This window comes from Streptomyces africanus, from assembly GCF_002150735.1.
Taxonomy (GTDB): domain Bacteria; phylum Actinomycetota; class Actinomycetes; order Streptomycetales; family Streptomycetaceae; genus Streptomyces; species Streptomyces africanus.
In genome coordinates, this window is sequence record NZ_MUKA01000205.1 from 18,095 (window position 1) to 31,690 (window position 13,596).

8 protein-coding genes and 1 pseudogene are annotated in these 13,596 nt (G+C 73.0%); all 9 read left to right on the forward strand.

All coding sequences use genetic code 11. From position 1 onward, the window contains the following. Nucleotides 1–105: 105 nt before the first annotated feature. Nucleotides 106–1,422, forward strand: a complete 1,317-nt coding sequence (locus CCL05_RS23925) for a nucleotide sugar dehydrogenase (protein WP_086562536.1) — start codon at nt 106–108, stop codon at nt 1,420–1,422. Continuing rightward, entirely contained in the window at nt 1,412–2,692 is a 1,281-nt protein-coding gene (locus CCL05_RS23930; protein ID WP_086562537.1) for a glycosyltransferase family 4 protein, read from the forward strand. Before CCL05_RS23925 ends, CCL05_RS23930 begins: the two co-directional genes overlap by 11 nt. Further along, a complete protein-coding gene (locus CCL05_RS23935; protein WP_086562538.1) occupies nt 2,689–4,083 on the forward strand; it encodes a Wzz/FepE/Etk N-terminal domain-containing protein in 1,395 nt (464 codons plus the stop codon). The genes CCL05_RS23930 and CCL05_RS23935 overlap by 4 nt, the downstream gene beginning before the upstream one ends. Beyond that, on the forward strand, nt 4,080–5,609 hold the full coding sequence (locus CCL05_RS23940; protein WP_086562539.1) for a Wzz/FepE/Etk N-terminal domain-containing protein: 1,530 nt from the start codon (nt 4,080–4,082) through the stop codon (nt 5,607–5,609). The genes CCL05_RS23935 and CCL05_RS23940 overlap by 4 nt, the downstream gene beginning before the upstream one ends. A gap of 3 nt (nt 5,610–5,612) precedes the next feature. Continuing rightward, nucleotides 5,613–7,529, forward strand: coding sequence for an asparagine synthase (glutamine-hydrolyzing) (gene asnB / locus CCL05_RS23945; RefSeq protein WP_086562540.1), 1,917 nt, complete (start codon nt 5,613–5,615; stop codon nt 7,527–7,529). Beyond that, nucleotides 7,526–9,697, forward strand: a complete 2,172-nt coding sequence (locus CCL05_RS23950) for a bi-domain-containing oxidoreductase (protein WP_086562541.1) — start codon at nt 7,526–7,528, stop codon at nt 9,695–9,697. Before asnB ends, CCL05_RS23950 begins: the two co-directional genes overlap by 4 nt. After that, nucleotides 9,694–11,655, forward strand: coding sequence for a heparinase II/III family protein (locus CCL05_RS23955; RefSeq protein WP_086562542.1), 1,962 nt, complete (start codon nt 9,694–9,696; stop codon nt 11,653–11,655). The genes CCL05_RS23950 and CCL05_RS23955 overlap by 4 nt, the downstream gene beginning before the upstream one ends. Nucleotides 11,656–11,665: 10 nt before the next feature. Beyond that, nucleotides 11,666–13,189: a right-handed parallel beta-helix repeat-containing protein gene (locus CCL05_RS23960; protein WP_086562543.1), complete on the forward strand. Its 1,524-nt coding sequence runs from the start codon at nt 11,666–11,668 to the stop codon at nt 13,187–13,189. Between the two features lies 1 nt (nt 13,190). Then, nucleotides 13,191–13,596, forward strand: a pseudogene (locus CCL05_RS23965) (O-antigen ligase domain-containing protein); the annotation flags it as partial.

Here is a 13,596-nt window from a genome sequence, read left to right on the forward strand (position 1 = left end):
CGGGCTGCCACTCAACGGGCCCGGCGGCGCGCGGACCGCAGGCCGCAAGGGCCTGCTCGGGGGGATCGCAGGCCACAAGGGTCTGCCTGGGGGGAGGGACGGGTCATGAGAGTCAGCGTTTTCGGGCTCGGCTACGTGGGCTGCGTGTCGGCCGCGTGCCTGGCCAGCATGGGTCACGAGGTCATCGGGGTGGACGTGAACCAGGTGAAGGTCGACCTGGTCAACGACGGCAAGGCCCCGGTGGTCGAGGAGCGGATCGGCGAGGTCATCGCCGAGGTCGTGCGCAGCGGAGCGTTGCGCGCCACCGGCGACGTCCGCGAGGCGATCATGGACAGCGAGGTGTCGCTGGTCTGCGTGGGCACGCCGTCGGAGCCCAACGGCAGTTTGTGCACGACGTACTTGGAGCGGGTCACCGAGGAGATCGGCGCCGCGCTGGCCGAGCGGGGCGGGCGGCACACGGTCGTGTTCCGCAGCACCATGCTTCCCGGCACGTGCCTGAACCTGCTGGTACCGATCCTGGAGAAGTCCGTCGGCGGCACGGCCGGGGTGGACATCGGGGTCGCGGTCAATCCGGAGTTCCTGCGCGAGGGCACGAGCGTGCGGGACTTCTTCGACCCGCCCAAGACCGTCATCGGCGAGTTCGACACGGCCAGCGGCGATGCGGTGCTGGCGCTGTACGAGGGCCTGCCCGGCGAGGTGTTCCGGGTGCCGGTCCCGACGGCCGAGGCGATCAAGTACGCGGACAACGCGTTCCACGGCCTCAAGATCGGCTTCGCGAACGAGCTGGGCGCGGTGTGCCAGGCGCTCGGGGTGGACTCGCACCAGGTGATGGACGTGTTCCTGGCCGACCGCAAGCTGAACATCAGCCCCGCCTATCTGCGGCCCGGCTTCGCCTTCGGCGGCTCCTGCCTGCCGAAGGACCTGCGCAGCCTGGTCCACGCGGCACGGCGGGCCGACGTCTCGGTGCCGATCCTCGCCCATGTGCTGCCCTCCAACTCCGACCATCTGCAGCGCGCGGTGGACCTGGTGGAGCGCACCGGCAAGCGCCGAATAGGCATGTTCGGGCTGTCCTTCAAGCCCGGCACCGACGACCTGCGCGAGAGCCCGCTCGTCGAACTGGCGGAGAGGCTCTTCGGCAAGGGATACGACCTGCGGATCTACGACGCCAACGTGAACCTCTCGCGGCTGATCGGCGCGAACCGCGAGTACATCGAGCACCGGCTGCCGCACCTCGCGCAACTGCTCGCGCAGTCCGTCGACGAGGTGCTCGAGCACGCCGAGGTGTGCCTGGTCGGGACCAGGGACCCGGCCGTGCTGGCGGCGCTGCCCCACAGCGAGGGCCCGGTCCTCGTCGACCTCGTCCACCTTCCCGACGCCGACGCGCGCCGGACCGAACCGGGGTACGTGGGCCTTGCTTGGTGACAGATCGTTCGATGACACGGCCGGCGGCGCCCGGCCGGACCGGCGCGCGCTGATCCTGGTGGAGAACCTGTCGGTGCCGTTCGACCGGCGGGTGTGGCAGGAGTGCACGACGCTGCGCGACGCGGGCTGGACGGTGCACGTCATCTGTCCGCAGGGGAGCAAGCGCGACACGGAGCCGGAGGCGGTGATCGACGGGGTGCGGATCCACCGCTACCCGTTGCGCGCGGCCACCGGAGGGCCGGCCGGCTACCTGCGGGAGTACGGATCGGCGCTGTGGCACACGGCCCGGCTGGCGCGCAAGGTCGGCCCGGTCGACGTGGTGCACGCCTGCAACCCGCCCGACCTGCTGTTCCTGCCGGCGCTGTGGCTGAAGCGGCGCGGGGCGCGGTTCGTCTTCGACCAGCACGACCTGGTACCGGAGTTGTACCTCTCCCGGTTCGACCGCGGCGAGGATCTGCTCTACCGCGCCGTGTGCGCGCTGGAGCGGCGGACCTACCGGGCCGCGGACGTCGTGCTCGCCACGAACGAGTCCTACCGGGACGTCGCGCTGCGCCGTGGCGGCCGGCGGCCGGAGGACGTCTTCGTGGTGCGCAGCGCGCCCGCGATCGACCGCTTCCAGCCGGTGCCGCCCGAGCCGGAGTTGAAGCGCGGCAAGCCTCATCTGCTGTGCTACCTCGGCGTGATGGGTCCGCAGGACGGCGTCGACTACGCCTTGCGCGCCCTCGCGAAGCTGCGCGACGAGCTCGGGCGGACCGACTGGCACGCGGTGTTCGTCGGCGCCGGGGACGCCTTCGACGCGATGGTGGAGCTGTCCCGGCGGCTGGGGCTGTCCGAGCAGGTGCAGTTCACCGGGCGCATACCGGACGCCGACCTCGTGCGCTACCTGTCCACCGCGGACGTGTGCCTCTCCCCCGACCCGCGCAATCCGCTCAACGACGTGTCGACCATGAACAAGGTCCTGGAGTACATGGCGATGGGCCGGCCGATCGTCTCGTTCGACCTGAAGGAGGCGCGGGTCTCCGCCGGTGACGCCGCCGTCTACGCGCCCGCGAACGACGAGGCGGAGTTCGCCGGGCTCATCGCGCTGCTGCTGGACGATCCGGAGAAGCGGGCCCGGATGGGCAAGACCGGCCAGGAGCGGATCAGCGGGCCGCTCTCCTGGCGGAACTCGCAGGCGTCGCTGCTCGCCGCCTACGCCGCTGCCTGCCGGGACCGCACCGCGGTGTCGTCGGGCGCCCCGGTCCGCACAGGGAAGAGGCAGCGCCGTTGAGCGATGACACGATACGCCTGGTCACGATCGGGCGGATTCTCCGGCGGCGCCGGCGGCTTCTCGCCGTCCTCGCCGTGGTGGGCGCGCTCGTCGGCTACGGCGCCTCCGTGCTGTTTCCGCCGCGGTACACGACGTCGGCGTCGGTACTGCTGCCGGGCCAGTGGGAGGAGCGCGAGCTGCTGACCCAGGCGGAGATCGCGACCAGTTCGGTGGTGCTCGACCGCGCGGCCGCCGCACTCGGCCGGCCCGGGGTCAGCGGCAGCGAGCTGCGGGACCGGGTGAGCGCCAAGGCCGCCGACGGGAACATCATCAAGATCTCGGGTACGGCCGACACGCCCGAGCGTGCGCAGCGGCTCTCCGACCAGGTGGCCGGACAGTTCGTCACCTTCGCCGCGCGGCTCGCGGGCGACAACCCCGACGCCGGAGCGGCGGACGCGCCCGGGGAACTGCGCAAGACGGTGGTGCGGACCGACCGCCGCATCACCGATCTGGCGGAGGCGGCCGATCCGGGGCGGACCGTGGAGGGCGTGCAGGCCCGCACCGAGCTGGAGAAGCTGCGTGCCGCGCTGCTCGACGCCATGAAGAAGCTGGACGAGGCCGACCCGGCGACCAGCAAGGCCGGCATGGTCGTCATGGGGCCGGCGGCCCGGCCGACCGGCGAGGCGGCGCCGACGAGGATGCAGCTCATCGTCGCCGGGGCGCTGCTGTTCCTCCTGCTCGCGGTCATCGGCCATCTCACCGCCGCACGCATGAGCCGACGGCTGCGCACCGCGCCGGAGATCGCCGCGGCGCTGGGCTCCGCGCTGCTGGGTACCGTCGACGTGCCCGGTGAACGGCCCGCGCACCGGCCGGAGGACCGTGGCCCGCGGGCCCGGCTCCGCCGGCTGCTGGGCGTCGACACCCCGTGGGACGTACCGCCGCCGCAGCCGTCCGGCGGCGAGGCCGGCCGGCGGATCCGCTACCGGCGGGTGTGCGCCCGCCTCCGGGACGAGCTGCCGGCCTCCCGGCGGCTGCTGGTCGTCGTCCCGGACGGCGACGAGGTCGCCGGTCGGGCCGCCGGGCAGCTCGTGGCAGAGGCCGGGGGCGACCCGGGTGCTTCGAGCAGGGGATACCCCGTGCTGCGGGTGGTGGCGGTGTCGGTGTCCGGGCCGCTGGTGCCGGACCGCGACACCGAGTCCGGTGCCCTGGTGGTGCTCAGCGCGGGCAGCTGGACCGCGGGGGAGCTCGCCGGCATCGCCGAGGCGTGCGCGGACGCGGGGCACGAGATCGTCGGCGTCGTCGTCGCCGGCACCACCCGGGGCCGTCCGACGCGGACTCCCGGCCGCCGTCCGGCGGATGAGGCCGTCCCGGAGTTCGCGGTGCACGGCAACGCGACGGGAGGTGCGGTGTGACGACGAGCGAGACCTCCGAGTCGCCGGCCTCCGCTCCGCTGCTGGATCTGCAGGCGCTGGTGGCGGCGGTACGCAGGCGCCGCCGCCTGTGGTCCTCCTTGGCGCTGCTGGGGCTGCTGGCCGGCGTGGCGGTGGCGGTCCTGCTGCCGCCACCGCCGGCCGCGGTGGCCAAGGTGCTGGTCGCGCACAAGGAGGACCAGCCGAACGACACCGGAACGCTGATCCGCACCGACGTGGAGCTGCTGCGGACCACGCGCATCGCGGGCGAGGCCCTGAAGTCCCTCAAGTCTTCGGAGAACCCGGACGACTTCATGCGGGACTACCGGGGTACCGGCCTGTCCAACAACCTGCTGCAGATCGATGTGACGGGTGACAGCGACGCGGAAGCGGTGGCCCGGGCCAAGGCGCTGGCCGACGCGTTCGTCGCGGACCACGTGCGGCGGATGCGGGACACCGCGAAGGCCGAGTCCAAGGCCCTTCTCGACCAGCGCGACCGCATGCGGAAGGAACTCGCCGACGTCAACGAGACGATCGGGGACGGACCGCCGGACAACGGCCCGAAGGCGTCGGCGAGCATGGAATCGCTCTTCGCCCGCCGGGCCGAACTCACCTCGCGGATCGCCGACTTCGACCAGCGTGCCGAGGAGGCGCGCATCGGCACGCCCCAGCTCGTCGCCGGCACGCAGATCGTGGACGCCCCGCGCGCGGTGCGGCACTCGCTGCCCAGGTCCGCTGCCACCGACGCCGCGATCGGGCTCGTCCTCGGGCTCGTCCTGGGGCTCGCGGTGGCCGCGGTCGGCTCGGTGGTGGCGGACCGCCCCGTGCTGCGCCGGGACATCGCGGCGCACCTGGGTGCCTCGGTCGTCGCGGAGCTGCCCCGCGCGCCCCGCCGGCCGGCGAGGCTGTGGCAGCGCCGCGGGACCCGGGCGGCACGCGATCGGCTCACCGCCTTCCTGGCCCGCGCCGTGCGCGGCTCCGCGGAACCGGTGTCGCTGCTGGAACTGGGCTGTGCGCGCACCACGAGCGTGATCGCCGTGGATCTCGCCAGGGCGCTGACCGCACAGGGGCCGGTGGTCGTCGTCGACGGCCTGCCCGGCCCGCAGCTCGCCGGCCGCCGCCCGAAGCCGGGTGACCCGACCGTGGTCGGCGGCGAGCGTGCCGAGGCCGTGCCGGACCAGGAGCGCGTGCTCGGTGTCGGCTCGGTGGCGCCCGGCACGGCGTGGACCGACCTCCGGTACCTCGGCACCCGGACCGTACTCGTCGTGCGGGCCGGGCACGGCAGCACCGCGTGGCTGCACACCGTGGCGCGGCAGCTCGCGGACCAGCGCGTCGAGGTGATCGGTGTGGTGCTGATCGACCCCGATCCGCGGGACCGGACCGACGGCACGCTGTGGGACGGGCCGCCCACCGCGGTGCGCGGCCGCAGCGAGCGGCCGGCCCGGCACAACGGGACAGGGCGGCGGCGGGCGGAGCGGTTGCCGATGTGGGCGGCACGGGTCCCGGACAGCAACCAGGAGGCGCGGTAGCACATGTGTGGCATCGCAGGCACGTACCGATGGCCGGACGGGAAGGCCGTGACCGACCGGCTCACCCATGCCCTCACCCACCGCGGTCCGGACGGGGCCGGCCGCTACGGCCATCCCGCCGGTGACGGCGACGTCCAGTTCGGGCACCGCCGGCTGGCCATCATCGACCTGTCCGAGACCGGCGCCCAGCCGATGGTCTCGGACGGCCTCGCCCTGACGTACAACGGCGAGCTGTACAACGCGCCCGAACTGCGTGCCGAGCTGGCGGCCGCCGGGGTGCGCTTCCGCGGTACCTCCGACACCGAGGTGCTGCTGGAGGCGTGGCGGCGGTGGGGCACGGACTGCCTGCCCCGGCTGCGCGGCATGTTCGCGTTCGGGATCTTCGACGAGCGCACCGGTGAGCTGGTGCTCGCCCGCGACCAGCTCGGCATCAAGCCGCTGTTCCTGCTCCGGCGCGGCGAGGGCCTGGTGTTCGCCTCCGAGCTGAAGGCACTCGCCGCCGCCACCGGCGGCAAGCTGGAAGTGGACCACGCGGCACTGGTGGCCTCGCTGCTGTACTACTGGGTGCCGGACACGCGGTGCGCGTTCCGCGAGGCGGAGAAGCTGCCGCCGGGGAGCTGGCTGCGGTGCTGGCCCGACGGCCGGGTGGAGCGCGGCCGGTTCTGGAACCTGAAGGACGTCGCCGCGGAGGGCCGGGAGCGGGCGCTGGCCGGCGAGCAGCCGGACCTGGCCGCCGTCGTCGAGGAGTCGACCCGGCGCCATCTGCTCTCCGACGTACCCGTGGCGACCTTCCTCTCCGGCGGGCTGGACTCCAGCTATCTGACCGCGCTGGCGGCCCGGGACCGGCCCGGGATCTCCGCGTACACGATCGGATTCCGCGCCGAGGACGCCAGGTTCGAGGCGATGCCGGACGACCTGCGCTATGCCCGGCAGGTGGCCGAGCGGTTCGGCGTCGACCTGCGGGAGATCGAGATCGCTCCGAACGTGCTCGAGCTGCTGCCGCAGATGACGTACCACCTGGACGAGCCGATCGGCGACCCCGCGGCGATCAACACGTTCCTGATCTGCTCGGCCGCCCGGGAGGCCGGGGTCAAGGTGATGCTCTCCGGGATGGGCGCCGACGAGCTGTTCGCCGGGTACCGCAAGCACCTGGCCAACCTGCTCGCGCTGCGCTATCAGCGCGTGCCCCGGCCCCTGCGGCGCGGGGTCTTTGCGGCCGTGGACCGGCTGCCGGTCGCCACGTCCCGCCGGGGGTACCGGTCGGTGCGCTTCGCGAAGCGGTTCCTGTCCTTCGCCGATCTGCCGGAGGAGACCGCGTTCCGGCGCAGCTACACCATGTACGACCGGGACGAGCTGCTCGCCCTGCTGAATCCGGATCTGGCCGGGACGGTTGAGGACGTGCTGACCGAGCATGCGGACGTCTACGAGGACAACGACCTCGACGACTTCGTCAACCGCATGTGCCTGACCGACGCCCGGATGTTCCTGCCGGGCCTGAACCTCGCGTACACGGACCGCTCCAGCATGGCCGCGTCGACCGAGGTGCGGGTGCCGTACGTGGACGTCGAGGTGGTGAAGGCGGCGTTCGCCGTGCCCGGTGATCGCAAGATCGTCGGGCGGCAGGGCAAGGCCGTGCTCAAGGAGGCGGCCTCATCGGTCCTGCCCCGGGAGATCGTGTACCGGCCCAAGGGACTGTTCAGCGCCCCGCTGCGCGCCTGGATGAGCCGGGATCTGGCGCCGCTGGTGCGCGAGGTGGTGAACGACGGCGAGCTCGTCCGTTCCGGGTTCCTGCGCCGCGACGCGCTGGCGCGGATGGTCGCCGAGGACGCGGCCGGGCAGCGGGACTTCTCCAAGCATCTGTGGCATGTGCTGACGCTCGAGTACTGGTACCGGGGCGCGACTTCTGGGGAGTTTGAGTGAAACAGGTTGTGCAGAACTACAAGAGCGGCGAACTGGCGCTGCTCGACGTGCCGGCGCCGGGGTGCAAGCCGGGCGGCGTGCTGGTGCGCAGCGCCTTCTCGCTGATCTCCACCGGGACCGAGCTCATGAAGGTGTCCGAGGCCGGCATGTCGATGCTGGGCAAGGCCCGCTCCCGGCCGGACCAGGTGGCCAAGGTCGTGCAGAGCGTGGCCACCAACGGGGTGCCCGCCACGTACCGCAAGGTGATGGGCAAGCTGGACTCCTACACGCCGCTGGGCTACTCGCTGTGCGGGGTGGTCGAGCAGGTCGGCGCCGGCATCGACGACGTGAAGGCCGGCGACCTCGTGGCCTGCGCCGGCAACGAGCACGCGCTGCACGCCGAGCTGAACTGGGTGCCGAAGAACCTCTACGCCCCGGTGCCGGACGGCCTCGCGGCGCGGCACGCGGCCTTCGGCACCGTGGGGTCGATCGCGCTGCAGGGCGTCCGCCAGGGCGAGTCACAGCTCGGTGAGGTGGCGCTGGTCATCGGCCTCGGGCTGATCGGGCAGCTGGTGGTGCAGTTGCTGGCGGCCTCGGGAGTCCGCGTCATCGGGGCCGACCCCGACCCGGCGCGCTGCGAACTCGCCGAGCGGCTGGGCGCGGCGGCCTGCGGCGATCCCGCTTCCGCGGCCGTGGAAGGCGCCGTCGCCGAACTCACCGGCGGCCTGGGCGTGGACCAGGTGTACCTGGCCGCAGGCGGCGGCAGCAACCAGCCCGTCGAGCTGGCCGCCCGGCTGAGCCGGGACCGGGGCCGGGTCGTCGACATCGGCAAGTGCCGCCTGGACCTGCCGTGGAACGCGTACTACGAGAAGGAGCTCGACGTCCGGTTCTCCCGCAGTTACGGCCCCGGGCGCTACGACCCGGAGTACGAGCTGGAGGGGCGGGACTACCCGATCGGCTATGTGCGCTGGACCGAGCGCCGCAACCTGGCGTGCTTCCTCGATCTCCTCGCCCGCGGCCGCGTCGACGTGGAGCCCCTGGTCTCCCACATCGCCGACTTCGACGATGCCGTCGAGACGTACCAGAGCCTGAAGGACGGCGAGTTGAAGGCCGTGGCCGTGCTGTTCCGGTACCCCGGGCAGGCGGTGGAAGCCGAAGCTCCGGCGGTGGCCGTGCCCACGGTGAACGTGAAGCCGACTCCGGCCCGGGCCGCCAGGACGCCGGTGCGCCTCGCGTTCGTCGGCGCGGGCAACTACGCGACGTCGATGCTGCTGCCGCACCTGGCCCGGCGCGACGGTGTCGAGCTGTCGACCGTCGTCACCACGACGGCGCTGTCCGGGGCCAACGCGCAGCGGAAGTTCGGCTTCGCCGCGGCGACCACCGACCTCGACGCCGTGCTCGGCGACAAGTCCGTCGACGCGGTGTTCGTGGTCACCCGGCACAGCTCGCACGCCGAACTGACCCGCAGAGCACTGCTGGCCGGCAAGGCGGTGTTCGTGGAGAAGCCCCTGGCCCTCACCGAGGACGAGCTGGCCGGCGTGCTCGCGGCGGTGGAGGAGTCCGGCAACGACCGGCTGCAGGTGGGCTTCAACCGCCGGTTCGCGCCGCTGCTGCAGGAGGCCAGGAAGCGGTTCGGCGCCCGGACCGGTCCGGCGAGCCTGCGCTACCTGGTCAACGCGGGCCGCCTCGACCACGGCAGCTGGTACCTGCGGCAAGGGACCGAGGGCACACGGTTCGCCGGCGAGGGCGGGCACTTCATCGACACGGCGAGCTGGCTGCTGGAGGCCGACCCGGTCTCGGTGTACGCGGTCGCCTCGCCCGGCAACGAGGACCTGCAGGTCGTGCTGCGCTACCCGGACGGGTCCACCGCCGCCATCAGCTACGTCACCACCGGCTCTCCCGGCTTCCCCAAGGAGACGCTGGACCTGGTCGCGGACGGCAAGGTGCTGCGGCTCGACGACTTCGTCCGTGCCTCGGTGTACGACCGTAAGCGATGGGTCAGTTCGCGGCTGCCGAAGGCCCGGGACAAGGGCCAGAACGCCGAACTGGCCGCGTTCGTGAAGGCCGTGCGGACCGGCGGGCCGATGCCGGTGCCGCTGGAGTCGCTGGTCGCCACCACGGCGGCCACCCTCGCCGTGCAGGCCGGCCTGGCCGGCGGCGCGCCGGTGACGCTGGAGAGAACACGATGACTGTGAGCTCGGGGAGTCCGGGCTGGTACCTGCGGCGGCTGTCCCGGATGGGGCCGCGGGAGGTCGGCGGCCGGGTGGGCGACGCGGTGCGCAGGCGGCGGTGGCGGTCGGCGCCGCCCGGCTGCCCCCGCGTGACCGGCGCCCGGTTCACCGCGGTCCTGCCCGCCGGGGCGATCGCCGCGGTGCCGCCGGACGCCGCGAAACGCCTCATCGCCGAGGCCGACCGGCTGATGGCCGGGCACGCCGAGTTCTTCGGGGTGGACCGGGACGACCTGGTCGACCCGGACTGGTGGTACGACCCGAAGACCGGGCGCCGGGCGCCGTCGGGCTACGCCTTCGACGTGCCGTACCGGGACGAGGACGCGGTCGGGGACATCAAGCAGATCTGGGAGCTGTCCCGGCATCAGTACCTCACGGTGCTCGCCGCCGCGTACGCGGTGACCGGCGACGAGCGGTACGCCGAGCGCGTGGCCGAGCACCTGCGGTCGTGGTGGGCGGGCAACGCGCCGCTGCGCGGAGTGCACTGGACCAGCGGCATCGAGCTGGGGATCCGGCTGCTGTCCTGGGTGTGGATCCGCCGGCTTCTCGACGGCTGGCCGGGGGCGGCCGGGCTGTTCGAGGGCAACCCGGTGGCGCTGCACCAGATCTGGCACCACCAGCGCTGGCTGGCCGCCTTCCCCAGCCGGGGGTCGTCGGCGAACAACCACGTCATCGCCGAGGCCGCCGGGCAGTTCGCCGCGGCCTGCGCGTTCGGGTGGTTCCCCTCCTCGGGGCGCTGGCGGTCCGAGGCGCTGCGGTCGCTGGAGCGGCAGCTGCGCGGCAACACCTTCCCCTCCGGCCTCAACCGCGAGCTGGCCACGGAGTATCACGGACTGGTGCTGGAGCTGGGCCTGGCCGCGGTGGCCGAGGCGGATGCCGCGGGTGTGCCGGTCCCCGGGACGGTCCGGCTGGTGCTGCTGCGGATGACCGACGCGCTCGCGGCCGTCGTGGACAACCGGCTGCGGCCGCCGCGCCAGGGGGACGCCGACGACGGGCACGGTCTGGTCGTGGACGGTACGGGCACCGACCGCTGGGGCTCGCTGCTGGCCACCGGGGACGCGGTGTTCGGCCGGCTCGCCTGGTGGCCGGCGGTGACCGGCTCCGATGTGCGCACCCCGCTGCTGGCCGGACTCGTCAGGCGCACGGAACCGTCCGTGACCCGCCCGGCACGCCGACCGGGCCACTTCGCGGACGCGGGGCTCACCATCCTGCGCGGTCCGGGAGAGATCTGGTGCCGCTGCGACGGTGGTCCGCACGGGTTCCTGTCCATCGCCGCGCACGCCCACGCGGACGCGCTGTCCGTGGAGGTCCGGCACGACGGGGTCGACGTGCTCGCCGACCCGGGGACGTACTGCTACCACGGGCAGCCAGAGTGGCGGCAGTACTTCCGGTCCACGCTCGGCCACAACACCCTGCGGCTGGACGGCGGTGACCAGTCCGTCTCCGGCGGCCCGTTCCTGTGGACCCGGCATGCCGAAAGCCGCGTCCTGGTCGCGGACCCCTCCGGCGACGGGGTGGCCCGCTGGTGCGCCGAGCACGACGGTTACCGGCCCTGCGTGCACCGCCGCCGGGTGGAGCTGACGGCCGCGAGCCGGGAGCTGAGGGTGGTCGACGAGGTCCGCGGCCAGGACAGCACGCGCCGGGCCGTGCACCTGGCGTTCCACCTCGGCCCGGCGATCACCGCGGACCTGGTCGGCAGCCGGGCACAGCTCACCTGGACCCGGGACGGCGAGGACCGCTCGGCGGTGCTCGACCTGCCCGGGCAGCTTTCCTGGCGGGCGCATCGCGGCGAGAGCGACCCGCCGCTCGGCTGGTACTCCCCCGGCTTCGGACGCAAGGAACCCTCCACCACGCTGGTCGGCACCGGCTTCGCCGACGGCGCGGAGGACTTCACCACCGTGCTCGGGTTCTGCGGCTAGGGGGCTGGGCGTGGGGATCAAGTGGCAGCACTGGGCGTCGGCGGCACCGCTGGCGCTGGCTGTGCTGTCCGCGGCCGGCTGTACGAGCACGCCGAGCGCCGGGGCGGAGCCGACCGTCGCTCCCTCCACGTCCGTGACCGTGGCCCGGGTGTGCGCCAAGCCCGCGGCCGGGCCGGCGAAGGCGCCGGCGGGCGCGGTGACGGTCGACCCCGCGAAGGCCGGTGACCTGGCCGCGAAGACCGAGAGCAGCCCCGCGCACACCACGTTCTGGCTGCGGCCGGGCACGCACCGGCTCGACCCGGACCGCTACGCCCAGGTCATCCCCAAGGAGGGGAACCGCTACCTCGGTGCGCCGGGCGCGGTGCTCGACGGCGGGAAGAAGAACCAGTACGCGTTCGGCGGCAGCGCCCGCGACGTCACCATCCGCTACCTGACCGTGCAGGGGTTCGTCGCGCCGCACGACGAGGGCGTGGTCAACCACGACTCGGCCGACGGGTGGGTGATCGAGCACGCGACGATCCAGCACAACTCCGGCGCCGGGCTGATGGCCGGTGCCCGCCAGCAGGTCCGGGCCAGTTGCCTGCGCGGCAACGGCCAGTACGGCATGAACGCGTACAAGGGCAAGGGCCGGATCAGCGGCCTGGTGGTCGAGGGCAACGAGATCGCGGGCAACAACACCGGCGACTGGGAGCGGCGGCGGAAGGGCTGCGGCTGCACCGGGGGCGTCAAGTTCTGGGCCGTCGACGGTGCCGACGTACGCGGCAACTGGGTGCACGACAACCGAGGAGCCGGGTTGTGGGCGGACACCAACAACAACGACTTCCGCATCGAGGACAACGTGCTGGAGGCCAACGACGGCGCCGCGCTGATCTACGAGACCAGCTACAACGCGGTCATCCGGAACAACACGATCCGGCGGAACAACTGGGTCGAGGGCCGCAAGGCGGCCGACCGCGGCGACACCTTCCCCTTCGCGACCGTCTACTTGTCCGAGTCCGGCGGCGAACCACGGGTCCGGGCCCGCACGGACAGGATCGAGATCTCCCGGAACGTGCTGGAGAACAACTGGTCCGGGATCACCCTGTGGGAGAACGCCGACCGGTTCTGCAACAGCCCGGCGAACACCTCGTCCGGTGACTGCACGCTGCTGGTGCGGGACACCGACCGTTGTGCACGTCCGGCGATCGCCACCGCGCCGCTCTACGCCGACTGCCGCTGGAAGACCCAGCGGGTGGACATCCACCACAACCGCTTCGTGCTGGACACGTCCGTCGTGAAGTGCGCGGCAAGGTGCGGCCGCATGGCGCTGCTGGCGAACTACGGCACCTATCCGGACTGGTCGCCGTACCAGGGCGAGCGGGTGGCCGAGGCGATCACCCGCACGCAGCACAACCGCTGGCACGACAACGTCTACGTCGGGCCCTGGACCTTCGTCGCCCACGACCCGAGCCGGGAGCTGGACCCGGCGCAGTGGCAGGGCCCGCCGTACCAGCAGGACGCGGGCAGCACCTTCCGCGCAGGGGACGGTGGTTGAGATGGCCGCGGATCACACACCGAAGATCGTCGGGGCGGTCTGGGGGCTGCTGGTCCTCAACACGCTCGGCTCCGCCGGGGCGAAGACCATCGTCCCGCTGCCCCGCTCCCTCATCCAGATGGTCACCATGGGCGCGCTGGTCGCCGCCTTCGCGCTGGCGCTCGCCGTCAATCTCCGGCTGCGCATCCGGGCCAGCGCCTTCGTGTTCCTGCTCACCCTGCTGCTGGTGCCGAGCGTGATCTCCAGCGCGGACCTGGAGTCCGGGTTCGGCGCGCTGTTCCGCTGCGCCCGGCTGGCTCTCTTCGTCGGCACCCTGTGGCTGCTCAGCCGCTGGTGGGACGGCGGCCTGACGTTCGTCCGGCACCACATCCGGATGTACTTCGCGGTGCTCGGCTCGGTGGCCGCCG